A 22505-nucleotide genomic window follows, 5' to 3' on the forward strand; every position below is an offset into this window, starting at 1 on the left:
TTTGTGTGCCAACTGTCGCGGATCGCCCTCGAATCCGAGAACCGTTCGCGCGTCGCGGGCGGCGATGATGAGGACATCGATGCCGGGGAACAGCTTGGTCAGCGTCTCCCGAGCCTCGTCGGGTGACCAGAGCTTGCGCCGGTAGTTGAAATCGAAGGCGGTCGTCGTCCCGCCTTTCCGAGCCGCCTTGAGCAGATTGAGCGTCGTGTCTCGCAGCGTCGAGGAGAGCGCGGGCGTGATCCCGGTCGTAAAGAAGACCTGCGCGTTCCGGATCCGATCGAGATCGAACTCGCGAGCCTCCGCCGTCGAGACGGCGGTGTTCTCCCGGTCGTAGATGACGTTCGTTCCGCGGGGTTTGCCCGCATGCTCGAGGTAGTAGGTTCCTTGCCGGCCGCGATGGCTCCAGACGACGTCAGTCTCGATCCCGTGACCACGGAGTTCGCCGACGACGCGCCGTCCGAGCGCCGTCTCGGGCACTTTCGACAGCCAGGTCGCCGATGCGCCCAGCCGGCTCGCCGCGATGGCGACGTTGCTTTCGGCCCCGGCGGCGCGAACCTCGAACTCGGCCGCGTTCTCGAGTCGTTCGTCGCCCGGCGGCGACAGTCGGAGCATCGTCTCGCCGAAGGTGACGATGTCGCTCATCGGGGCCACCCCTGTACCGCATCGGAACTACGACGGGTCGCGTCGCACATATCTCAATAAGTGGGTGACTGTGATATAAATGGTGTCGGTAGGTACCTTCTCCCGATTTCTCGCGAGCCCGTCCGTCTCCGACGCTCGAGCGACGGTGCGCTCCGAGATCGAAACCGCACGCCCAGCGAGGACTACGTACAGCCCCCGTGCGAGAGGACGACCGTCCCGTCGTCGCGCTCGCGGTCGATCCCCGCGCCGAAGGACGCGAGGAGGTCACACCTCGTCGCGACGTGCGCCGTCACGGCGGGCACACGAATCCGGCCGCCCGCGAGCGCGAGAAAGACGAGCAACTGGTCGGCCATGTGTCGATCGACCGGTGCCGCCCCCTCGAGGAATCGGTTCGCGGCGTCCGCGGCGGCTTCGCCGACGCGCTCGGCTGGGTTCCCGCGCTCGCCGAGGGCGGAGAAGCCGGCGACGCCGGTTCCATGATCGACTCGGAGGACGATGGCGGAGCCCGGCGAGGGACTGTCCACGGGCGTCTCGGAGCGCTCTGTCACCTCGAGTTCCGACACCCCGTCCAGTCGCTCGAGTGCCCCCTCGGCCTGCCGATTCGCCACGTCGCGATCGGCCAGCGACGCCGATTCGGTCGAGTAGAGTCGGAGCCCCTGGAGCGCGCCCCGCTCAACGAGGTCGATCCGCTCGAGACGCGAGGGCTCGAGCCGAAGCGTGACCTCGCCGCCGCCGTCTGGATAGAACCCGCGCCGGTCGACTTCGCAGGTCGCCTCGAGGCCGAACCGGCGAAGCAACGGGAGTGTGACGGTCCGGAAGTAGTCCAGCGGCGGCGACCACGCCACGTCCGTCCCGCCGGTGACCGTCACCGACAGCGGGGACTCAAGGACCGTCGCCAGCGGGAGCAGTGCGGTACACAGCAGCGTCACGCTGCCGGCGGTCTCGATGTCGACGGCGTACGCTCCGCCCTCGAGTGGATCGGGTCCCGGCCGGGCGGTGGACTCGAGTCCCGGATCGAATTCGACCACCTCCGCCCCCAGTTCGGCACCCGACACGTCGGCGTCACAGATCGCAGCCATCGTCTCGAGGACCGCCAGATGCTGGTGGCGAAGCCCGGGGGTCGACCGGTCACCCCGGACGTTCTCGATGCAAACCGGTTCGTTCTCGAGGACCGACAGGCCGAGCGCGGTCCGCAGGAACTGGCCGCCGGCACTCGAGCCGTCGAGGTCGTGGACATCGGTCATGGGCGTCGATTCAGCCTCGAGTAGCCTACCGGTGGCGATCGCGGCCGTGTGACTCTCCCGAGCCAGTGCCGTCAGAGGGCGGTTGGGTGACGGGTGCTACTGGTGGCCCGGATAATCCCGCTCGAACCGTTCCTCGAGTTCGCGGTCGTCGAACCGGACGAGGACCGGTCGCCCGTGCGGGCAGGAATAGGGGTTCTCGCAGTCGTCTAGCGCCTCGAGCAGGTCGACGACCGACCCCTCCGTCAATGACGTGTTCCCGGTGAGCGACGGATAACAGGCCAGATCGCCGAGGAACTCGTCGGCCATCGCGTCGACCGTCTCGGCACCGGCCTCGCGGTCGCCGTCGACGAACGAGGCGAGCACGTCTCGTAATCGTTCGGGCTCGAGCGTCTGCGCGAGCACCGCGGGGACGGTCGTCACGGCGACCGTCCGGTCGTCGACCCGGTCAGCGTAGAAGCCAAGCCGCGAGAGCGCCTCGCTGTAGTGTTCGAACGCCTCCGCCTCGGCCGCGGTCAACTCGAGTTCGACCGACTCGGCGAGCGCCTGCGCGGTCGGGTCGTCCGCGAACGCGGCCTGCAGGCGTTCGTAGTTGACCCGTTCGTCGGCGGCGTGCTGGTCGATCAGGACGAGGCCGTCGGGGCCTTCACAGACCAGGTAGGTGTCGCGGAGCTGGCCGAGCACGCGCAGGTTGGGCAGCGAGTCGAACGCGGTCTCCTCGCCCGTCGCGGTCTCGCCGGTCAGCGTCCGCTGGTCGGTCGCAGCGTCGAACTTGCGAGCTGGACGCGAATCACGACCTCGGTCTCGATCCCCCGACAACTCGGCGGTTCGCTCCGAATCGGACCGGCTCGAGCCGTCTCCCGTTCCGCTCGACTCGGCCGCAACGTCGCCGTCAGTTTCCGATCCCGGCTCGGCGCTTGCCGCCGTCGCGTTCGTCGGTGGGGCGTCCGTGTGACTCGAGGCGATGTGCGGATTCGCGGAACGCCCGTCGGCGGGACCGTCCGCGTCGCTCGAGTCGGTCCCGGACCCTGCGGTCGCGGACGCACCGGACGGTGGCTTGGCGTCCGGGTCGGCCTCCCCGTCCGAGGCTGTCGGTTCGGTTTCGCTGTCGGTCGCGTCCGCGGCGGTCGACGCGGCCTCGAGCCCGGTTTCGCGGGTCGCGGATTCACCGCCGTGTTTCCCGGACGCCGTATCCGTGGTCCCGCGATCACCGGGATCGACTCGCGCCTCGCCCGGTGCCGACCGGCCACGGGGCGCGCGGGACCGAAGGAGGCCGTGCTCGAGTAAGGCGCTCTCGACCGCGGCGTCGACCTGTCGGCGGACCGCGTCGTCGTCGTCGAAGCGGACCTCCCGCTTGCGCGGGTGGACGTTCACGTCGACCGCGTCGCCGGGCACCGCGAGGAAGAGGGTGACGAAGGGGTAGCGGTCGCCACCCAGTTGCGTGCCGTAGGCCCCCATAATCCCCTCGCGGACGGCGTCGGCGGTCACGGCGCGGCCGTTGACGTACGTCGCGAGGTAGTCCCGGCTCGAGCGGTTCGTTTCGGGGTGGGAAACGAGGCCGGAAACTGACTCGAGGGGTCCCGGAGGGAGGTCGTCGCCGTCGACCTCGACGGGGATCATCGCCGAGGCGACCTCGCGGCCGTAGACGGCCAACACGGCGGCCTGTAGATCGCCCTGGCCCGTCGTCGAAAACACCTCGCGACCATCGTGGGTCAGCGTGACCGCCACGTCCGGATTCGCGAGGGCGTACCGCGTGACGACGCGGTTAACGTGGGAAAACTCTGTCGCGGTCGTCTTGAGGAACTTCCGGCGGGCCGGCGTGTTGTAGAACAGGTCCTCGATTTCGACCGTCGTCCCCTCGGGACAGCCCGTCGGCTCGACGCTGGTCACGTCGCCGCCCTCGTAGACGAGTTCCGTCCCCGCGCCGTCCCCGACGCGGGGTCGCGAGCGAACGGTCATGCGCGACACCGAGCCGATGGTGTGCAACGCCTCGCCGCGGAAGCCAAGCGTGGCGACGCCGGACTCCAAGTCCTCGAGCCCGTCGATCTTGCTGGTCGTGTGCTCGCGGACGGCCGTCCGGAGGGCGGTCTCGCTCATCCCATGGCCGTCGTCGGCCACCCGGATCAGTTCGGTGCCGCCCGCCTCGACGGTAACGTCGACGCTCGAGGCGCCGGCATCTAAACTGTTCTCGACGAGTTCCTTCACCGCGCTGGCGGGCCGCTCGACGACCTCGCCGGCGGCGATTCGGGCGACGGTGTCTTCGTCTAACTCGTGGATCTCGGTCGCGTCCTGCGGGGGGGTGTTCTCGTCACTCATGATGGGTCGGCGTCGGCACGGGGAGCACGCCGACGCGCCTGCTGTGTCGGCTACAGGTACAGACGGCGTGTGGTTAGGTCTTACGTCCTGGGCACTCCGTGGTCGTCAATCCTCGAGACCGAGGTCCTGGGACATCGAGTTGCCGGCGCGAGGAACGCCTTTCACCGTCACCGTCTCGCCGGTCATGAAGGAGGCAGCCGGGCTGGCGAGAAACTGGACGACGTCGGCGATTTCCGCGGCGTGACCGATGCGGCGATCGGGTTCCTCGCGGGGCGGCATGGCCTCGCTGTCGATGCCAAGCGTGTCGGCGACGCCGGGCGTCTGGATCAGGCCGGGTGCGATGCAGTTGACGCGGATGCCGTCCTCGGCCCACTCCGTAGCGAGGGTCTCGGTCAGGTTGATGATCGCGGCCTTCGACGCGCCGTAGTGGCTCTCGCCGGGCGCGGCGTGCTGGCCGTTGACGCTCGAGAGATTGATGATGACGCCACCTGACCCCTCGCGCATGACCGCGCCGGCGAGTTGCGTACAGTGGACGGTGCTGTTGAGGTTGAGGTCGACGATGGTCTTCCAGCCGTTGGCCGAGATGTCCGCGAACGGCGCGACGAACTCCCCGCCGGCGTTGTTCACGAGGATGTCGACGTCGCCGAACTCGTCGACGGTGTCGTCGACGAGCGCCTGGACCTGGTCGCGCTCGCGGACGTTACACTCGACGGCGATGGCCTCGCCCGCGTCCGCGGCCTCGTTGATCCCCTCAGCAACAGGTCCCACGCGGTCCATCGACCGGGAGCAGATCGCCACGTTCGCGCCGCTCGCTGCGAGCGTCTCCGCGATCGCTTGGCCGATTCCCTGACTCGCACCGGTGACGATCGCGGTCCGTCCAGCCACGTCGAAATCTGGCTCATGCATCGTGCTAACGGGTGTCCCAGCGGCTCAAAATTCTACCGATGGCGGGAGCCGCCATGCTCGACGAGCACCATCTGGATCCACCCCTCGAGCCTGACACCCGGGAGCAGCCGGCTCGAATCGCGGGTACCCGGGCAGCGACGGCGTCGGCCAGTCCTGTCCGTGGTGCTGAGCCCGGTCCGCGGATCGGTGAAAGGTCTAAGGGCGCTCCGATGGTCGATACCCCCGTCGAGTTCGGAGACGGAGTGTTCCATCATTATGCACAACTACACCGTCGACGTCCCCGAGAGGGGAGAACGAGGGATTCGAATCGAATGCAACGACCACGGTGAATGGGAGGAGTTTCAGCCCGGATACCGGACGGTCGCCTTTTACTGCGAGGGCTGCGGGCTCGAGCTCGAAGTCGATCTCCACGATTGTTACGACTGGCGCGATCTGGGCGAACTGTGCTAACGTCCCGTTGGCCGGCCGTGGAGCGAGACCGATCGCCGTCCCGAGGAACCGCACGGCTCGGGCGGAACGACGAATTAAGCGCAGTGGGAGCAACAGCGGCCACCGCCGAATCCGCTCCCGGGGCGGACGGAGCCCAAGGCCACCGGTCCGAAACGCAGGTCGACGCGGGTCACGGCGGCCGAACCGTTCCGACACCGGCAGTCAGCGTTCACCGGAAACGTGGTGTGTCACTGGGTAGCTAAGGAGTCGGGGGACCGTTCGACGCCGACAGCCCTATCCAGGGACGCCGCGCCGGTGACGGCACTGACTCGCACTGCGGCGGGTTCGATCAGCGTACCGCCCTCGCATGCAGTCACTCCTCGAGTCGCTCCTGGAGTTCCTGGACCGTCGAGACGAGTTCGATCGGCGGCGTCGTGTTCACGTCGAGCGACTCGAGATCCTCGAGCACGGCCTCAGTCTCGGGATCGATCGATCGCGTCTCGGACTCGGCCTCCGGCGGGCCGCCGTCGGTCGACGCCGTCTGAGACGGGGACTGTCCCTGGGCCGCCGTTTGGGTCCGCATCGTTCCACTGCCCAGATCGAACGTAGCCTGAACGGGGTCGCTCGATCCGCCGCCCTTCGCCTCGATGGCTTTTTCCTCGCGTAGCCGCTCCAAGACGGTCCTCGAGCGGTCGACAACGGGGTCGGGAACGCCGGCGAGGTCGGCGACGTGAATCCCGTAACTGCGATCCGTCGGGCCGTCGCGAACGGTTCGGAGGAAGGTGACCTCGCCGTCGCGTTCGTCCGCGGCGACGTGGACGTTGGCCACGCGCGGGAGGGTGTCGGCGAGCCCGGTCAGTTCGTGATAGTGGGTGGCAAAGAGCGTCTTCGCCTTGACCTCGTTGTGGAGGTACTCGGTCGCGGCCCAGGCGATCGAAATACCGTCGTAGGTCGCCGTTCCGCGGCCGACCTCGTCTAGAATGACCAGCGACTCCTCGGTCGCGGTATGGAGGATGTTCGAGAGTTCGCTCATCTCGACCATAAACGTCGACCGGCCCTGCGCGAGTTCGTCCAACGCGCCGACGCGAGTAAAGATGCCGTCGACCAGCCCGATCTCGGCCGCCTCCGCGGGGACGAAGCTGCCGACCTGCGCCAGGAGGACGATACAGGCGACCTGTCGCATATAGGTCGACTTCCCGGACATGTTGGGCCCGGTAACCACAAGGAAGCCGCGCTCCTCGTCCAGTCGCACGTCGTTGGGAACGAATTCCGTCGTCTGCTCGACGACCGGGTGTCGGCCCTGTTCGATCTCGAGCCGGTTGCCTCGATGGAGGGCGGGCTGTACCCAGCGGTTCTCGGCGGCGTGTGTCGCCAGGCTCGCGAGCGCGTCCACCGTCGCCAGCGCCCGGCCGACGTCTTGGAGCAGTTCGGCCTGCGCGGCGACGTCCTCGCGGAGGTCCGCGAAGAGTTCGTACTCGAGGTCGCCGCGCCGGTCCTCGAGCCGGAGGATTTCGCGTTCCTTCTCCTCGAGTTCGTCGGTGGTAAAGCGCTTCGAGTTCTTCAGCGTCTTGATCTCCTCGTAGTGGTCAGGAACGCCGTCGGCGGCGGATTTGCCGACCTGGATGTAGTAGCCGTCGGTCTTGTTCCGGTCGACCGTGACGTGTGAGAGTCCGTACTGGCGCTTCTCGCGGTCGGCGAGCGTGTCGAGCCACTCCCTGATCGCCTCGTGGCGCTCGATTACCTCGTCGAGTTCGTCGTCGTACCCCTGCTGGAGGAGTTCCCCCTGTGTCACCGTCGATGGCGGGTCCTCGGCGATGGCGTCCGCGAGCGTGTCCCGGAGGTTCCGGGCGGCATCTCGATCCGGTCGGGCGACGATCTCGGAGAGCGGCGAGTCGGCCAGGTCCGGGTTCGACTCGACCGCGTCGGCCAGCGCGGGCAGCACTGCCAGCGTCTCCCGGACCGCGAGGAGATCCCGCGCGTCGGCGCTGCCGTGGGTCGCCTTCGAGGCGAGGCGAGCCAGATCGTAGGCCTCGCCGAGGGTGTCCTGGATCTCGTCGCGGGCGAGCGCCGCCGTCGAGAGCGCGGCCACGCTCTCCTGACGCTCCTCGAGCGTCGCGAGCGAGCGCCGCGGGCGCTGGAGCCACTCCTTCAACAGGCGGCCGCCGGCGCTGGTCTCGGTGTGGTCGATCGTCGCGAACAGCGAGCCGTCGCGTTCGCCTTGCATCGTCTCGGTCAACTCGAGGTTGCGCTGGGTGGTCGCATCGAGCGTGACGTGATCGTCGCCGTGGTGGGCCTGAATGCGGGTCATCGAGGCGAGCACGCCCGCGCCGGTCTCCGCGACGTACGAGAGGATCGCGCCGGCCGCCGCGATGGTCGGTTCGCCGACCGAGAGTCGGGCGACGGTTTCGGTGCCGAACTGCTCGCGAACCGTGTGGGCCGCCCGCTTGGGCGCGAACGATTCGGTCTCGTGGAGGGTCAGGGTCGCGTCGATGCGCTCGCGGACGGTCGTCAGCAGTTCGTCGTCGGTTCGGACGGCCGGTCCCGGCAGGACCTCGACCGGATCGAACCGATAGAGTTCCGTCAGCGCGTCGTCGGCGTCGTCGGCGTCCGCGACGAGGAATCGGCCCGTCGTCACGTCGGCGACGGCCAGTCCGTACCCGGATTCACCGCCGCTCGAGCCGCCGGCGCTCCCGCCGTCGACGACCGCCGCAAGGTACTGGGCGTCGGCGTCGCTGGTCTCGAGGAGCGTCCCGGGGGTCACGACGCGGACGATCTCCCGTGCGTGGCCGGACTCAGTCTCGTACTGGTCGGCGACGGCGACGCGATAGCCCCGTTCGACAAGGGCCTTGAGGTAGGGCGTCAGGTCGTCGAGTGGCACGCCGGCCATGGGATAGGACGAGCCGTGAGAGGACTTCTGTGACACCTTGAGATCGAGTTCCTCGCTGACGAGTTCGGCGTCCTCGCCGAAGAACTCGTAGAAGTCGCCACACTGCATCGCCAGTAAATCGGCGTCGGTGCCCTCTTTGAGGGAGAAAAACTCTCCGACGATTCCCGTCGCCTCGGTCATACTCGGTGACTGTCGTTCCACCGCAAAAACCCTGCGGGATCCGCGGTGAACGTGGTCGGGCAGCGACGGGAGCGAAGACGGACATCGATCGGTTACGATCCCCGATGTCCAGTAACTTACGTCAAAAACGGCGTGGGCTACTTTCTGAGGCCGCTAATGAAGTTATTCGCTCGAGTCCGGACAGCAGACAGCACTCCCGGTCCCTTATGTCCCTGCTCCGGTTCGAGTTCGCGGTCAGTCTTCGGTGAGCGGCCCATGTTCATCTATCCCTTCCGCCTCGTTACCCATAAAACTGCGGCAATCCCGAGTACGAGGAAAGCCGTGACCAGCGTCGGATAAAGGAATTCGTCCGGACTACCTTCCAGCGTCAACACGGCGGAAAGCAGGAGGCAAAGTACGCCCGCGACCAGCGAGAAAAGCGTCGTGTGTAACCCGACGACGTTCGTCTGATTCGTCTTCCGCATCGATTCGGTCCACTCATCGTATTCGTTCAGTTGAAACCGAAGCCACTCACGCTCCGTATATCCACCCGCAACGACGTCTTTTCGATGGTCACTACTTACGCCGAAACTCGGATCAGAGACGGAATACGTCCAAATACCCGCCACGATGGAAGCGAGCAAAAACACGACACCACTGGTCGCGACTCTGAACGGCCACGTTCCGATCTCCTCGGTCGTTATCGAATTACCACTGATCTGAATCGCGGAGATAACGAGGCCGATAAAGAGAACCGCAGTTCGGACCGTCCGCATTGCCTTATCATCGATGTCCCCAAGCAGCGATAGCTGTTCGTCGAGTACCTCACGGGACTCTTTTCGAACGATCTCGAGCGCTTCAATATCGACTTCCTCGGCCGGGGGTTGCTGCTCGTCCGGTTCAGAATCGCTCGAACTCGCTGTCGATCCGGAGTCGTCGACAGAGCGATTATCGGTGCCAGATTCGGACTTCGATACCGAATCGGAGCGCGATTCGTGCTGGCCCATCAATCATCCAAACTACGTAACAGGGAGAATGAAATTTTTATCACTTTATCCTCTGTGCGGACTAATCGTCCGGATTCAGTAGACCAGCCCGCCAAGCGGCACGTCCTCGTCGGGCGAGACCAACACGGGATACCCCTCCTCACTCGGAACGCCGACGGTCAGCGCCTCCGATTTGAACCCCGCGATCCGCACGGAGCCGAGGTTCGTCGCACACAACACCTGTCGATCCTCGAGGTCGGCGGCGTCGTAGTGGTAGTCGAGTTGGGCGGCCGACTGGATCTCCTCGTCGCCGAGGTCGATCCACAGCTTGGTCATCTCGGGCTTCTCGGCTTCGGGAAATGGTTCGGCCTCGAGTACCTCGCCAACCTCGATCGTCACGTCGAACGGGCTCTCGACCATGCCCCACGGTACCGTCGCCACCGAAAACTAGGTATCGATCCGCGACCGTCAGCCGCCGTGCGTTCGGTACCAGACGCGGGCACCGATCGGCGACTCGTCGGCCGCGAGGTCGAGTCGCCGCAGGACGAGGTCGCGGATCGCGACCGTCACGACGAGTTCGATCGACTCGCCGTCCGCGGTCGTCACCGCGAAGACGGCGTGGCCGTCCCGTTGATCGACGGCATCGATCGTCCCGACGGACCACCGCTCGAGGTCGTGGGTCGGCTTCCGCGCGTGAATTCTGTCGTGGGCCATACGGAACCGAACGGCTGCTGCGGGTGTGAGTCTGGCGGCGGGTCAGTAATCCCCGAGGACGCCGAGCCGGCGCGCCCGGCGGGTGGCGTACTGGAAGGCCGCGTAGCCGAGCGCGAGATACCCGACGGCGACCCCGACGAGGATCGCGAGATCGACAGCCGGGAACTCCCAGAGCCGGACGTTATCGATCATCGCCCGCTGGAGGAGCGCGCTGCCCTGGGCCAGCGGCAAGAACCGCAGCCAGCCGAGGTCGAACGCGGGCGCGGAGATCAGTACGATGAAGCCGAACTGGAGCAGGTTGAGCCAGTTGCCGACCCGCTTGTAGAGGACGGTCACGCCGCCGGCGGCCAGTCCGAGCCCCAGTACCGAGACGATGCTGAGCGTCGCGACGACGACGATCGTGACGACGTTCAACTCGAGGCTCCGCCCGGTGAGCAGCAGCATCACCGCGAGCAGCACTGACGAGGTGACAAACGAGCGGACGATCTTGGCGAGGCCCTTCAACAGTGCTACGGGGGCGAAGCCAAAGGGCGACATCACGTGGCGCTCGAGGGTCCCCCACTGGACCTCGCTCCCGATGTCGTTCGCGATCGAGGAGTACGCCCCGACCGAGAGCGACCACAGGAAGTAGCCGACGATGATCCCTTCGATGGAGTCGGTCAGCGCCTGCCCGGCGATCGCCCGGCCGCCGTAGAACAGCAGCCCGAAGAAGAACACCGAGGCGATGAGCCCGCCGATGGCGTTCGCGGGATAGCGAACGAAAATCAGGTACTCGCGGGAGAGGACGGCGCGTGCGAGGTGGCGGTAGCCGGCCGGCCGCGGCGCTTCGGTCGCGTCCGATCGGTCCGCGGTCATCGCTCACCCCGATCGTCGCTCGTCAGTTCGACGAAGACGTCCTCAAGGTCCGGCTCAACCGTCCGGACGCGCTCGAGGGTCACGCCGTCGCCCCGGAGCGTCGCCAGCAGCTCGTAGAGGCCGTCGCTGTCGGTCACGACCTCGATCCGGTGGCCGGCGTCGCGTCGCTCGGCCTCGATCGCCTCGAAGCGCCGTCGCAGCCGCGAGACGAGCGCGGCGTCGATATCGGCGCTCGTGATCCGAACGCAGTGGCGGTCCGTGTCGGCAAGCAGGGCGTCGACGGTGTCGTCCGCGATGATCGCCCCATCGGACATGATGAGGACGCGGTCACAGACCGTCTCGACGACATCCATATCGTGGCTGCTGAGGACGACGGTGAGGTCCTCCTCTTCGGCGAGGCGTCGCAGTTCCCGCTGGAGCGTCCGGGAGCTCTCGATGTCCAACCCGAGCGTGGGTTCGTCGAGGAAGACGACCTCGGCATCCCCGGCGAGGACGCTCGCCAGCGACACCTTCTGTTTCATCCCCCGGGAGAGATCACGAACCGGAACGTCGGCCTTCGCCTTGAGGTCGAGCTGGGCCAGCAGCCGGTCGTGGCGGTCGCGGACCGAGTTCGGGTCGACGCCGCTGATGGTGGCGAAGTACCGCAGGTTCTCCCGGACGGTCAGCCGCCAGTAGTCGTTGCGCGCCCCCTCGAGTATCGCGTCGACGGCGCTGTAGGCCGCCCGCGGTCGCTCCTGGAGGTCGATGCCGCGGATCCGAACGCTGCCCGCGTCCGGCACGACCATCCCGAGGATCGACTTGATGAGCGTCGTCTTGCCGGCACCGTTCGGCCCCAGCAGGCCCACGATCGAGCCGGTCTCGATGTCGAAACCGACGTCATCGACCGCGGTGACCGCCGTCTCGCCGTCGCCGAACCGCTTTGACAGTCCGGTAACGGAGACGGCGATGTCGTGGTCATCCGTCGCCGACGGCTCACCGCTGTCCGGGCGCGTTTCGGCCGGTGTCCGCCCCGTTCCGTCCTCCCGGTCGGTCCTCACCGCGTCGTCGCCGGGAGCCGCGCCGGCTCTCTGACTGGACGCAGCCACGGCATCCGTTCCGCTCGTCGTCCCGCTGTTTTCTCGCGCTGTCACAGTACTATTTTAACTCGCCGAGTTACAAAAACGCGCGGCCGCTCCCGCGTTCGGGCTCGAGAACAACCCGGGTCCGGGATATATTACGCTACCCGTGGGAGGACGACGCAGCAGCCATGTCAGACCGCGACCATTGCGTGTTGATCCCGGTCGCCATCTTCGAGGGGGAGAGCGTCCCGCGGACGATCGTCGACGCGCTCGCGTCGATTCCGGTCGTCCTGCTCGGCTATCGCGACCTCCCCGATCAGACCGGAACGGATCAGGCACGCGCGCAGTACGGCGACCGCGCGCGGGCCGAACTCGAGGAGTTGCGGACGGTCTTCGAAGAGGCGGGCTGTGACGTGACATCGCGACTGGCCTTCACCCACGACCGGCTAGAAACGTTCGAACGCGTCGCCGTCGACAACGCCTGTGACGCCGTCCTGGTGCTCAATCCGGCACCCGTCCTCGAGACGGTACTCGTCGCGGTTCGAAGCGACGTCAACGTCGAGCATATCGCTCGGCTGCTCGCGACGATCCTCGACGGCACGGCCCTCGAACTCACGCTCTTTCACGTTGCGCCGGACGAATCGACGCGGGCAGCGGGAACGGAACTGCTCGAGACGGCCCGGTCGGAACTGGTCGCTGCGGGGGTCGACGGCGGCCGGATCGACAGCACGGTCGTCGTCGACAACTCGCCCACGGCGGCGATCGTCGAGGCGGCGGCCGACCACGACCTCTTGGTGGCCGGCGAGAGTCGCCCGTCCATCCGTCGGGTCATCTTCCGGGACCGCGCCAAACGACTGGCCCGACGGACGGTCGATCCGGTGTTGGTGATTCGCGGCGAGTATCTCGAGCCGGCAGACGGCGGGGACACGGCAGACGGCTAACGACCGGGACCGAACGGCCGGGCCGTGTCGCGGGGGCGAGGGCACCGGTCGACCGACCGGCCTCCAGACCCGCTCAGTCCTCGAGTTGCGACGCGCGATCGGCGTCTATCCCCTGCTCACGAGTCGCTGCTGCGTCGGCGCTCTCCTCGCGGACAACGATCACCGGCCCGACCGCCTCGGCAGCGACGCGGTCGGCCTCCTCGCCGAGGAGAAACGACCGAAGCGACGGGGACCGTTCGCCCATGACGATCGCATCGTGGCTCGGTGCGGCCTCGACGAGCGCCTCGAGGGGCGGTTCGTCGACCGCGAGGGTGGTCTCGACGTCGATTCCGCGTTCGGCGAGGGAGTCGGCAGCCGCCGCGATCGATTCCCGGCCGCCGGGTTCGTCGTCGGTCGCCAGAAAGAGCGTGACGCCGATCTCGCGGTCGCCGACCAGTTCGGCGACGAACGCGGTGATTCGGTCGCCGGCGATGTTGCCGGTCAACGCCACGAGGAGGCGATCGACTGAGCCGGTCGCCCCCGTGACGGCGTAGGCGTCGGCGGCGACCTCGTCGGCGACCCGATCGACCGTTCGCTCCCGATCGTGGGTGAACACGAGGCGATGGTCGGCGCTCCCCCCGGCCGCTTCGAAGGCCTCGGCGAGATCGGTGAGGGCGGCGGTCGCCCGGTCCTCGTACTGGAGGCGAGCCTGGTCCGGCGGCGTCTGTTCCGGGAGGACGTGGTAGCCGAGCACGGTCACGTCCATCGTCGCGAGCAGCGTCGGGAGGCCGGTCGAGACCGACTCGCCCTCGAGAATCGCCAGCGGAACCAGCACGCGCGTCATTCGACCACCCCCTTCAGCGTCACGTCACGACCGTAGTAGGCGTACCAGCCGGCGGTTGCGAGCATGATCCCGACGCCGATGAGCTGTGATGTCCGTTGCATGAACCCGATCAGGGCGAAGCTCGCGAGCGCGCCGAGTATCGGGACGACGGGATAGCCGGGGACCCGAAAGTCGGGGTCGTACCACGACGGGTCGGCTCGCCGCAGCGCGAGCAGGGCCACGCAAAGCAGCCCGTACGTGACGAGGTGAAGGAACGACGCGACCTCCGCGAGCAGTTCAACGCGGCCGGTCGCCACCAGCGCGAGGATCGGCCCGCCGGCCATCCCCAGCGCGACGTGTGGCGTGCCGTATCGAAGGTTGATGTGGCTCGCGTGCCGCGGTAACAGGGCATCTTTGGAGACCGCGTAGATGGCTCGAGACGTGCTGAGCACCGATGCGTTGGCGCTGGACATCGTCGCGAGCAGTCCGCCGAAGACGATCGCGACCGCACCGGCCGAGCCGAAGTAGTGGCGGCCGACCTCGACCATCGCCGTTTCGCCGAACGTCGAGAGCCGCTCGCTCCCGAACGCGCTGGTTGCGACGAAGATCGCCGCGACGTAGAGGACGCCGACGACGAGGACGGAGCCGACCATCGCGAGGGGCAGGTTCCGTCCGGGGTCGCGAATCTCGCCGGCGACGGTCGCCACCTGCGCGAAGCCGAGATAGGAGGTGAACACGAGCGCCGCGGTCGTCAATACGGGCATCGGTCCGAACGGCGCGAACTGTTGGGGGGCGGACGGCTCCCCGACGATCCCCAGTGCGTCGAGCCCGCCGTAGCCGAGGAACACGATCAGGATCGACAGGAGTAACGCGACGATCCCGTTTTGCAGTTTCGCCGCGTTTTCCGTCCCCGTGACGTTCAGTACGGTTACACCAGCGCCGAACAGCAGCGCCAGCGGGATGACGAGGCCGTCGCCCATCGAGACGCCGAGTTCCGCGAGCGTGTCGACGGCGTAGTAGCCGAAGCCGACGAGGTAAAACGCCGTCGCGAACACCAGCCCGAACCACAGCGACAGCCCGACGACGGCCCCGGGGAGCGTTCCCAGACCGCGCGAGATGTAGTAGTAGCCGCCGCCGCTTTTGGGCATCGCCGTCGCGAGTTCGGACGCCGGCAGCGCGACCAGGAGGGCGACGAACGCGCCGATCGCGAACGACCCAGCCGCCGCGGGTCCGGCCCGGCCGGCAGCCAGCCCCGGAAAGACGAAAATCCCGGCTCCGATCATCGTCCCGATCCCGATCGCGAGGGCGCCGGCGAGCCCGAGCGTCCGCTCGAGTTCGGCGTCGTCGGTGATCGTCACGTCCGCAGTTTCGATCGTCGGCTCGACTCGTGGTGACTCTCCCTCGACGTTGGTCCCACCGGCCGACGACGGATCACTCATATCGGGGGCGTCTCGCGCCTGCCCTATAGCTCTGCTGTCGAATGGAGGCGACTGGGATCGACCGGTTCGGACACTGACCCGGCTCGGCCGGCTGGCTACCCGGTGAGTTCGTCGGCCAGACGCCGGAGGCTCCCGTCCCCGTCGGCGGCCGCGTCCGGAACCGCGAGCATGACCTCCTCGATGCCGGCGGCGGCGTAGTCGGCGAGCCGCTCGCGTATCTCCGCCGGCGTCCCCGTCGGTGCCGTCTCGAGGTAGCCGGCGAGGAAGAACTCGCGGGGCTCGCTCGGGCCGTCGTCGGGCAGGAACTCGCTCCGGAACGCCTCGCGCTTGTCTTCGGCGGCCGCGGTCGTCTCGCCCGTGAAGACGAATAGTTCGGCGGATTTTCGGAGCTCGTCGTATCGGGCCTCGCTCTCGCAGTGCTCGCGTAAGACCGCGAGTTTCGCCGCGAACCCCTCTGGCTCGAGGGTGCCGTAGTTCCAGCCGTCGGCCAGGGCGGCGGTGTACCGCAGCGTAAACGACTCGCCGCCGCCGCCGATCCAGATCGGCGGATGGGGCTCTTGCACCGGCTGGGGCTCGCAGAACGCCTCGTCGAGGTCGATCTCGAGGTGCTCGCCCTCGTGGCTGTACGTCTCGTTCGTCCAGAGCCCCTGCAGGATCGTGACGGTCTCGGCGAGCCGGCGGAGCCGTTCGGCCGGCGGCTCCCGGAACGCGTAGCCAAAGCGGTCGTACTCCGCGGCGTACCAACCGCCGCCGAGGCCGAGCTCGAGGCGGCCGTCGCTGATGCGGTCGACCTGCGCCGCCATCTTCGCCAGCAGCGCGGGATGGCGGTAGGACTGGCTCGTGACGAGCGTGCCGAGTCGCACCTGTTCCGTCGCCTCGGCGACCGCGCTCAGCGTCGTCCAGGGCTCGTGGACGCCGCGTCGCGGGTCGCCGATCCATGACTGGAAGTGATCCTCGAGCCAGACCGCGTCGTAGCCGAGCGCTTCGGCCTCGAGTGCGGTTGCCCGAACGGTGTCGATGTCGGTACCGTACTGCGGAAGGATGAGGCCGACATTGAGATCGGTCGCGGCCCTCGATTCGTCGGCGCTCATTCGGTCACCTCTCGGTCGAGCGCCAGCGTTCGGTCGGCAAGCGTCTCCGGATCGTCCGCGACGATTTTGACGAGCGCCTCCTTGCCGACCGCACCGCGATCGATGACGGCGACGGGGGGCTCGTCGCGATCGGCGAAGGCTTGCCGGGCACCCCAGCCCATCGTGCTGTCCGCCGTCTCCCTGATCTCGGCCGGCTGTTGGTCGCGGTCGTACTCTGCGACCGGCCACTCGAGGGCCTCGAGCGCGTCCTCGACGGCCGCGTCGAACCGACAATTGACAGCGAACCGCAGGTCGGGGACGAACTCCCGCGCCGAGAGGAGGAAGCGAGCGACGTGACTCGAGGCACCGAACCGAACTCCGCGGTTGGGCTGGACGCCGGACAGCGTCCGCGTGATGCGCCCCTCGACGGCGGCGGTCTCGGCGGCGGAGTCGGCGTAGGGCGTCGCCCCGACGACGTTCATCCCGACCTCGGGGACCAACGCCGACACGTCGGCCTCGACGACCCGGTCGACGACCGCCTGGACGGCCTCGGCGGTTCGTTCCCTGGCGGCCTCGTTTCGCAGCGGGACCATGTGGTTGACCGCGCCGTGGCCCTCGCCGACATCGTAGTAGTAGCGCACTGCACGCTCGAGGAATGCCGTGGCACCCTCGACGGCCGTCTCGAGCGAGTCGCCCGTGGCGAGCCGGGCCGTGATCGCCGAGCCCAGCGTACAGCCCGAGCCGTGGGTGGCCTCGGTGCCGACCCGCGGGTGCTCGAACGTGCGGACGCGCTCGGCAGTGACGAGGATGTCCCGGACCGTCTCGCCGGGGACGTGACCGCCCTTGACGAGGACGGCGTCGACGCCCGTCTCGAGGATCGCCTCGCCGGCCGCCACTGCGCTCTCGTCGTCGGTGACCGCGATGTCCGTCAGCACTTCGGCCTCGTCGGTGTTGGGCGTCGCCAGCGTCGCCCGGCCGAGCAGGTCCTCGTAGGCGCGTTCCGCGTCGGGCTCGAGCAGACGATCCCCGGAGGTTGCGACCATCACGGGATCGACGACCAGCGGGAACGCGAATTCCCGTGCGTGTTCGGCGACGGTTTCGATCACGTCGGTCGTCGCGAGCATGCCCGTCTTCGCCGCGCCGACCGCGAAGTCGTCGGTGACGGCCTCGAGTTGGGCGTCGATCTCGTCGGTCGGGAGGACGTGCGAGGACGAGACGCCGCGGGTGTTCTGGGCGGTGACGGCGGTGATCGCCGACGTGCCGAAGACGCCGTGGGCGGCCATCGTCGCGAGGTCGGCCTGGATTCCCGCGCCGCCGCCGGAGTCGCTGCCGGCGATCGTCAGCGCGACCGGCCGGCTATCGGGTGCTGGTGTTCGCATACGGGATCGTATTCCCGGCTTATACTAAGCGGTGATGGTCAGCGACGCTGAGAGTCGGCACGGGCTGCTTCGGTCCCGTCGCCGATCCGCAGCCGTCCGTCCCCTCGTGACGGCACGCCGGTCTACTGGCCAGCACTCGAGGACCGGTCGTCGCGCTCGGTCGCCGCGGCCGCAAGTTCGGCGTAGGCCTCCCACGACGGATCGACGGTCGGATGCTCGAGTGGCTCCCCGTCGACGAGCACCTCGCCTCCCTCGGCGTCGGTGGCCTCGACGCGGCCGATGTCGGCGACCGGCGTGTCACGGTCCTCGAGTGCGGCACGCACGGCCCCGACACCCGCGGGGTCGACAGCGAGCAGGAGCGAGCCACAACTCGTCGCCGCCCAGGGATCGATGTCGAGGGTGTCACAGACCGCGCGGACGCCGGGGCGCATCGGGACTGCCGCGCGGTCGATCGCGAACCGAGCGCCGGCACCGTCGGCCATCTCGTTCACCGCGCCGGCGAGCCCGCCCTCGGTCACGTCGTGCATCGCCCGCACCGGGCCCGCGGCGGCCGCGGTGAGTGCGTCGCGAACCGAAAACACCTCCTCGAGGCGGGCCTGTGCGTCCGCGATCACGCCGTCCGGGAGCGCGAGCTGGTCGCCGAAGAGGGTACTCAACAGCCCGACCGATTCGACGGCGGGACCGTTCGTCAGGAGCAGTCGGTCGCCCGGACGGGCACCGTCGGGGCGGACGATATCGTCGTGCTCGCCGACGCCCATCGCGGTGGCAGCCCCAACCCACGGATGTGAGATGTCGTCGTAGCGCGCCGTATGCCCCGTTACGACGGCGACCCCGAGATCTGCACACTCCGTGTGGATCGTCTCCCAGACCGTCGCGAACTCGGCGTCGGTCATCGACTCCGGGAGCGTCAAACAGATCGAGAGATGCGACGGTGGGACGCCGCTGACGGCCACGTCCGCGAGGACGAGATCGAGGGCGAAGCGTGCCGCTCGCTCGAGGCCGAGGGTGGGGAGGATCGAGAGCGGATCGGTCGCGGTGACCAGTGCCCGGTCGCCGATATCGAGGACGCCGAAGTCGACGCCATGGGCCGGTCCGAGGGAAACGTCGTCGCGGTCGGCACCGAGGTTCGGCGCGATGTGTCGGTCGAAGAACGCGCGGTCGATTTTTCCGAGATCGCTCACGGCCGATCGATGGCGGGCGGCCACCTTATCCGTGCTGATTCGGCGTCCGCCCGTACGCGAGCGACAACGGAGCGCAAACCGAGCAGCTGCGTTCCGTCCCGGTCAGGGGTATGGACGTGATCGACGCGGGGACCGAGCGGACGACCGGAACCGCCCGGTATTGAGCCCCGTGCCGTCCTTCACTCGTGTATGCACGGTACCGGTGTGCCGCTCGTGACGCCGTTCGGTTCGGCCGGCCGCGTCGACCGATCGCGGCTCCGATCCTTCGTCGACTGGCTCGAAAGACGGCCGCGTTGACTTTCCCTGTGGCCCGTCGGGCGACGCACCGCTGTTGACGACGGACGACCGACCGCGCCGCAGCGGCCGGAACCGACGCGGCGGGAGCTGGCATCGATACTCACGGCGATGCTGGTGGCCCGCGATCGGCGTAACCGAAAGACGGGTCATCAGCGGGCGGATCGAACCGCGAGCGGTTACTGCCAAGAGTCAAGGTACGGAGCCCCATACCGTTGTAGATGGGGTATTCGTTCCGGTCGCGGTCCGGGTCCGACCTCGAGTTCTCCACGAGCGAACTCGCGGGTGCGCTAGGGGATTCGGTGACGGTCCTGCCGTTGCTCGTTGCGCTCGGAGCGACGACGACCGTCTCGCTGCCCCACGTGCTGGTCGGATTCGGCGTCTTTCAGATCGTCTGGGGGGTGGCCTACGGACTGCCGCTCTCCGTCGAACCGATGAAGGCACTGGTCGGGCTGGCGGTCGTCGGCGCGCTGTCCGCTGCCGAACTCGCCGCCGCCGGACTGCTCGCCGGCGGGGTCCTCCTCTCCGTCGGACAGCTCGGGCTCGTCGGTCGGCTCCAGCGGGTGGTCGGCGAGCCGGTCATCCGTGGCGTGCAACTCGCCGTGGCCTTGCTCTTGCTCGAGGCGGCGGTCGACCTCTCGATCGGCAACCCGCCGGTGGCGGTGGGCGGGCTCGCCGTAGTCGGCCTGCTGGCGCTCGTCGGCTACCGGCAGGCGAGCGTGCTGGTCGTGCTCGGACTCGGGGCCGTCGCGGCCGTCGCGACGGCCGGCGTTCCGACGCCGACGATGCCGGCACTCACGGTGTTTCCCGCCGGCTCGCCGTCGCTCACCGCAGCCGCCGTCGAGGGGACCGTCGCCCAGTTGGGAATGACGGTCGGCAACGCCGCGATCGCGACCGCCCTGCTCTGTGGCGACCTCTACGACCGGGAGGTCTCGGCGGACGCGCTCTCGACGAGTATGGGCGTGACCTGCCTCGCGGCGATCCCGCTGGGCGGCGTCCCGATGTGTCACGGCAGCGGCGGCCTCGCCGGCAAGTACGCCTTCGGCGCGCGAACCGGCGGCGCGAACGTCCTGCTCGGCCTCGGCTACCTCGCGCTCGCGCCGATCGCCGCCGGGGCCGTCCTCGCCGCCTTCCCGATGGCGGTTCTGGGCGTGTTGCTCGTCGTCGTGGCGCTCGAGTTGGCCCGCGCGGCGGTCGCGGCCGTCACCGATCGTCGATCCCTCGCGGTGGTCGCCGCCGTCGGAGTCGCCGGTGCCGCCGGCAATGTCGGCGTTGCGTTCGTCCTCGGCACCGTCGGTAGTTGGCTCGTCTCGCGGTCGGCGTGGGGCGCAAGCGGCGTCGGCGAGCGCGAGCCGGACGACCTTTGATGCCGGAGCCCCAACCGCCACCGATGCACGCGAGCTGGGCCGATCTCTTCGACCGCGGCGCGGAGTACGACGGCGATCGCGAGGCGATTCGGGACGCACTCGCAGCGATCCGGGAGGACAGCGATGCCTGACCGCGACGAGCCGAACCCCGCCCGCGTCGTCGCCGACGCCGACGTGCTCGCGGCGGACTTACTCGTCGGCGGCGACGCGCGCGAGGCGCTGGATCACGTCCGTCGCCACTCCTGGATCGACCTCGTCGCCAGCGACCCGCTGCTCGAGCAGACGGAACGGCTCGTGACGGCGCTTGCCGACGCCGACCTCGCCGCGGACCACCGCGAGCGGCTCGCGGCCGAGCGCGTCGCGGTCGACCAGCCCGACGGGGACCATCCCGGGCTGGCGTCGGCCTATCGGGGGAACGCGGCTCACCTGCTCTCGACCGACGACCGGCTTCGATCGGCGACGGCCGGGCTCACCCTGCAGCCCCGCGTCTCCGTCAGTATCCGCCCGCCGGACGCGTTCGCCCGCCTGTTCGACCCTGCGAGCCTGTACGCGGTCGTCGAAGACGGCGAGTATCCGGGGCCGGACCGAGACCCGCGAGCCTGACGGCGGTCTCGACGACGCGATATCGGACCCCTGGCAACGCCGCGAAGCCACCGGAGTTCGGGACCCTTATCAGCCAGGGACGCATCGATGGTAAGGGGTAATGAACGATCTACGAACCGGGTTGAGCTACGGTGACGTGCTCCTCGTCCCGAACCGCTCGCCAGTCGATAGCCGCAGCGACGTCGACCTCTCGACGCGGCTCACGCCGTCCGTCGAACTGGACGCGCCGCTCGTCTCCGCCGCGATGGACACCGTCACGGAGGCCGAACTAGCGATCGAACTCTCGCGCGCCGGCGGGATCGGCGTCGTTCACCGGTTTCTCACGCCGGACGAGCAGGCCGAACAGGTCGAACGGGTAACGGCCGCCGACGAGCAGGTGGCGGCCGCGGTGGGGATCAACGAAGACTACGTCGGCCGCAGCGCCGCGCTGATCGACGCCGGCGTCGACGCGCTCGTGGTCGACGTGGCCCACGGCCACCTCGAGCGATCGCTCGAGGCGGTCGAGACGCTCCGGGCAGAGTTCCCGGACACCGACCTCGTCGCCGGCAACGTCGCGACGCCGGCCGGCGTCGAGGACCTCGCGGCCGCCGGCGCGGACTGCGTGAAAGTCGGCATCGGTCCCGGCTCCCACTGTACCACCCGAAAGGTCGCCGGCGCGGGCGTCCCGCAACTGACTGCCGTCGACGACTGTGCGACGGCGGCCGAGGATCTGGACGTGACGATCTGTGCCGACGGCGGGATTCGAACGTCCGGCGACGCCGTCAAGGCCCTGATGGCGGGTGCCGACACGGTGATGTTGGGAAGCCTGCTGGCCGGCACCGAGGAAGCACCCGGCGCGGTGGTGGAAGTCGACGGGGCGCGGTACAAGCGCTCGCGGGGCATGGCGACCACCACGGCCGCCGAGAACCGCGACGACAAGGATGCCAACGTTCGCGCCGACGAGGGCGTCGAGGCCCTGACGCCGTACAAGGGGCCGGTCGGCGACGTCGTCGACGAGTTCTGTGCGGGCATTCAGTCCGGGCTCTCCTACTGCGGCGGTGAGACGATTCCCGCGGCTCGCCGACACGCCGAGTTCATCCGCGTCGCTCCCAGCGCGAAGGAACGCGAGGGGTACCACGCGGATCAGGACTGGGAGGGCGTCAGCGTCGAGAGTGAAGCGAAGACGGTCACCGAAGCGCAGCTCGCGGCGGACGACGACGCGGTCGAGACCGCCGCAGAAGGAGACGACTGACCGCC

Annotated in this window: 21 protein-coding genes; 6 read left to right on the forward strand and 15 right to left on the reverse strand. The window is 68.4% G+C overall.

Translation table 11 applies throughout. The annotated features are described in order from the left end of the window. The 4 genes from C486_RS07115 to C486_RS07130 all read right to left on the reverse strand — a co-directional run. Nucleotides 1-642 (reverse strand): sugar kinase (locus C486_RS07115; protein WP_008454619.1); only part of this gene is annotated, 642 nt, incomplete at its 3' end. A gap of 182 nt (nucleotides 643-824) precedes the next feature. Continuing rightward, nucleotides 825-1886 carry an RNA 3'-terminal phosphate cyclase gene (rtcA, locus tag C486_RS07120; protein ID WP_008454621.1) on the reverse strand — a complete coding sequence of 354 codons (1062 nt, stop codon included), beginning with the start codon at nucleotides 1884-1886 and terminating at the stop codon, nucleotides 825-827. Between the two features lie 96 nt (nucleotides 1887-1982). Next, nucleotides 1983-4199 (reverse strand): DNA mismatch repair endonuclease MutL, encoded by a 2217-nt coding sequence (mutL, locus tag C486_RS07125; protein WP_008454623.1) that lies wholly within the window; start codon nucleotides 4197-4199, stop codon nucleotides 1983-1985. Nucleotides 4200-4304: 105 nt separating this feature from the next. Continuing rightward, nucleotides 4305-5105: an SDR family NAD(P)-dependent oxidoreductase gene (locus C486_RS07130; protein WP_049910237.1), complete on the reverse strand. Its 801-nt coding sequence runs from the start codon at nucleotides 5103-5105 to the stop codon at nucleotides 4305-4307. 255 nt (nucleotides 5106-5360) lie between these two features. Here C486_RS07130 and C486_RS07140 point away from each other — a divergent pair, with 255 nt between their 5' ends. Then, a complete protein-coding gene (locus tag C486_RS07140) occupies nucleotides 5361-5555 on the forward strand; it encodes a hypothetical protein (RefSeq protein ID WP_008454628.1) in 195 nt (64 codons plus the stop codon). A 352-nt stretch (nucleotides 5556-5907) separates the two neighbouring features. On the opposite strand, the gene mutS is transcribed toward C486_RS07140, so the two are convergent. The 6 genes from mutS to C486_RS07170 all read right to left on the reverse strand — a co-directional run bounded on the left by mutS (nucleotide 5908) and on the right by C486_RS07170 (nucleotide 12265). After that, complete coding sequence (gene mutS / locus C486_RS07145; RefSeq protein WP_008454629.1) at nucleotides 5908-8601, reverse strand: DNA mismatch repair protein MutS; 2694 nt, start codon at nucleotides 8599-8601, stop codon at nucleotides 5908-5910. A gap of 263 nt (nucleotides 8602-8864) precedes the next feature. Next, nucleotides 8865-9587 (reverse strand): hypothetical protein, encoded by a 723-nt coding sequence (locus C486_RS07150; protein ID WP_008454630.1) that lies wholly within the window; start codon nucleotides 9585-9587, stop codon nucleotides 8865-8867. A 75-nt stretch (nucleotides 9588-9662) separates the two neighbouring features. Next, a complete protein-coding gene (locus C486_RS07155) occupies nucleotides 9663-9986 on the reverse strand; it encodes a tRNA-binding protein (protein ID WP_008454631.1) in 324 nt (107 codons plus the stop codon). A gap of 48 nt (nucleotides 9987-10034) precedes the next feature. Then, the gene (locus tag C486_RS07160) at nucleotides 10035-10280 is read right to left on the reverse strand and encodes a DUF7861 family protein (protein ID WP_008454632.1); all 246 of its coding nucleotides are present in this window, start codon (nucleotides 10278-10280) and stop codon (nucleotides 10035-10037) included. A gap of 42 nt (nucleotides 10281-10322) precedes the next feature. Beyond that, on the reverse strand, nucleotides 10323-11135 hold the full coding sequence (locus C486_RS07165) for an ABC-2 type transporter (protein WP_008454633.1): 813 nt from the start codon (nucleotides 11133-11135) through the stop codon (nucleotides 10323-10325). After that, nucleotides 11132-12265 carry an ABC transporter ATP-binding protein gene (locus C486_RS07170; protein ID WP_049910239.1) on the reverse strand — a complete coding sequence of 378 codons (1134 nt, stop codon included), beginning with the start codon at nucleotides 12263-12265 and terminating at the stop codon, nucleotides 11132-11134. The genes C486_RS07165 and C486_RS07170 overlap by 4 nt, the downstream gene beginning before the upstream one ends. Nucleotides 12266-12381: 116 nt before the next feature. Between C486_RS07170 and C486_RS07175 the strand changes: the two genes are divergently transcribed. Then, entirely contained in the window at nucleotides 12382-13134 is a 753-nt protein-coding gene (locus C486_RS07175) for a universal stress protein (RefSeq protein ID WP_008454635.1), read from the forward strand. 73 nt (nucleotides 13135-13207) lie between these two features. Here C486_RS07175 and C486_RS07180 read toward each other — a convergent pair whose 3' ends face one another. The 5 genes from C486_RS07180 to C486_RS07200 form a co-directional block, all read right to left on the reverse strand. Beyond that, a complete protein-coding gene (locus C486_RS07180) occupies nucleotides 13208-13957 on the reverse strand; it encodes a universal stress protein (RefSeq protein WP_008454636.1) in 750 nt (249 codons plus the stop codon). Beyond that, nucleotides 13954-15375 (reverse strand): APC family permease, encoded by a 1422-nt coding sequence (locus C486_RS07185; RefSeq protein WP_008454637.1) that lies wholly within the window; start codon nucleotides 15373-15375, stop codon nucleotides 13954-13956. Before C486_RS07185 ends, C486_RS07180 begins: the two co-directional genes overlap by 4 nt. A 95-nt stretch (nucleotides 15376-15470) precedes the next feature. Continuing rightward, nucleotides 15471-16466 carry an LLM class flavin-dependent oxidoreductase gene (locus C486_RS07190; protein ID WP_008454638.1) on the reverse strand — a complete coding sequence of 332 codons (996 nt, stop codon included), beginning with the start codon at nucleotides 16464-16466 and terminating at the stop codon, nucleotides 15471-15473. Beyond that, the gene (gene thiD / locus C486_RS07195) at nucleotides 16463-17824 is read right to left on the reverse strand and encodes a bifunctional hydroxymethylpyrimidine kinase/phosphomethylpyrimidine kinase (RefSeq protein ID WP_008454639.1); all 1362 of its coding nucleotides are present in this window, start codon (nucleotides 17822-17824) and stop codon (nucleotides 16463-16465) included. Before thiD ends, C486_RS07190 begins: the two co-directional genes overlap by 4 nt. Before the next feature lie 122 nt (nucleotides 17825-17946). After that, nucleotides 17947-19005 (reverse strand): AIR synthase family protein, encoded by a 1059-nt coding sequence (locus C486_RS07200; RefSeq protein WP_049910242.1) that lies wholly within the window; start codon nucleotides 19003-19005, stop codon nucleotides 17947-17949. Nucleotides 19006-19520: 515 nt separating this feature from the next. Here C486_RS07200 and C486_RS07205 point away from each other — a divergent pair. From C486_RS07205 to C486_RS07215, 4 genes are all read left to right on the forward strand, one after another. Further along, complete coding sequence (locus tag C486_RS07205; protein ID WP_008454646.1) at nucleotides 19521-20666, forward strand: putative sulfate/molybdate transporter; 1146 nt, start codon at nucleotides 19521-19523, stop codon at nucleotides 20664-20666. Continuing rightward, the gene (locus C486_RS22585) at nucleotides 20666-20797 is read left to right on the forward strand and encodes a hypothetical protein (RefSeq protein WP_008454647.1); all 132 of its coding nucleotides are present in this window, start codon (nucleotides 20666-20668) and stop codon (nucleotides 20795-20797) included. Before C486_RS07205 ends, C486_RS22585 begins: the two co-directional genes overlap by 1 nt. After that, nucleotides 20790-21269: a DUF7384 family protein gene (locus C486_RS07210; RefSeq protein WP_008454649.1), complete on the forward strand. Its 480-nt coding sequence runs from the start codon at nucleotides 20790-20792 to the stop codon at nucleotides 21267-21269. The genes C486_RS22585 and C486_RS07210 overlap by 8 nt, the downstream gene beginning before the upstream one ends. A 100-nt stretch (nucleotides 21270-21369) precedes the next feature. Further along, the gene (locus C486_RS07215) at nucleotides 21370-22500 is read left to right on the forward strand and encodes a guanosine monophosphate reductase (RefSeq protein WP_008454650.1); all 1131 of its coding nucleotides are present in this window, start codon (nucleotides 21370-21372) and stop codon (nucleotides 22498-22500) included. The last annotated feature ends 5 nt before the right edge of the window (nucleotides 22501-22505 follow it).

The sequence above is a fragment of the Natrinema gari JCM 14663 genome, assembly GCF_000337175.1.
GTDB classification, from domain to species: domain Archaea; phylum Halobacteriota; class Halobacteria; order Halobacteriales; family Natrialbaceae; genus Natrinema; species Natrinema gari.

Coding starts and splice junctions, on each gene's coding strand:
- rtcA (WP_008454621.1), bottom strand. CDS start 1,886: ATGACCGATGTCCACGACCTCGACGGCTCGAGTGCCGGCGGCCAGTTC.
- mutL (WP_008454623.1), bottom strand. CDS start 4,199: ATGAGTGACGAGAACACCCCCCCGCAGGACGCGACCGAGATCCACGAG.
- C486_RS07130 (WP_049910237.1), bottom strand. CDS start 5,105: ATGCATGAGCCAGATTTCGACGTGGCTGGACGGACCGCGATCGTCACC.
- C486_RS07140 (WP_008454628.1), top strand. CDS start 5,361: ATGCACAACTACACCGTCGACGTCCCCGAGAGGGGAGAACGAGGGATT.
- mutS (WP_008454629.1), bottom strand. CDS start 8,601: ATGACCGAGGCGACGGGAATCGTCGGAGAGTTTTTCTCCCTCAAAGAG.
- C486_RS07150 (WP_008454630.1), bottom strand. CDS start 9,587: ATGGGCCAGCACGAATCGCGCTCCGATTCGGTATCGAAGTCCGAATCT.
- C486_RS07155 (WP_008454631.1), bottom strand. CDS start 9,986: ATGGTCGAGAGCCCGTTCGACGTGACGATCGAGGTTGGCGAGGTACTC.
- C486_RS07160 (WP_008454632.1), bottom strand. CDS start 10,280: ATGGCCCACGACAGAATTCACGCGCGGAAGCCGACCCACGACCTCGAG.
- C486_RS07165 (WP_008454633.1), bottom strand. CDS start 11,135: ATGACCGCGGACCGATCGGACGCGACCGAAGCGCCGCGGCCGGCCGGC.
- C486_RS07175 (WP_008454635.1), top strand. CDS start 12,382: ATGTCAGACCGCGACCATTGCGTGTTGATCCCGGTCGCCATCTTCGAG.
- C486_RS07180 (WP_008454636.1), bottom strand. CDS start 13,957: ATGACGCGCGTGCTGGTTCCGCTGGCGATTCTCGAGGGCGAGTCGGTC.
- C486_RS07185 (WP_008454637.1), bottom strand. CDS start 15,375: ATGAGTGATCCGTCGTCGGCCGGTGGGACCAACGTCGAGGGAGAGTCA.
- C486_RS07190 (WP_008454638.1), bottom strand. CDS start 16,466: ATGAGCGCCGACGAATCGAGGGCCGCGACCGATCTCAATGTCGGCCTC.
- thiD (WP_008454639.1), bottom strand. CDS start 17,824: ATGCGAACACCAGCACCCGATAGCCGGCCGGTCGCGCTGACGATCGCC.
- C486_RS07205 (WP_008454646.1), top strand. CDS start 19,521: ATGGGGTATTCGTTCCGGTCGCGGTCCGGGTCCGACCTCGAGTTCTCC.
- C486_RS22585 (WP_008454647.1), top strand. CDS start 20,666: ATGCCGGAGCCCCAACCGCCACCGATGCACGCGAGCTGGGCCGATCTC.
- C486_RS07210 (WP_008454649.1), top strand. CDS start 20,790: ATGCCTGACCGCGACGAGCCGAACCCCGCCCGCGTCGTCGCCGACGCC.
- C486_RS07215 (WP_008454650.1), top strand. CDS start 21,370: ATGAACGATCTACGAACCGGGTTGAGCTACGGTGACGTGCTCCTCGTC.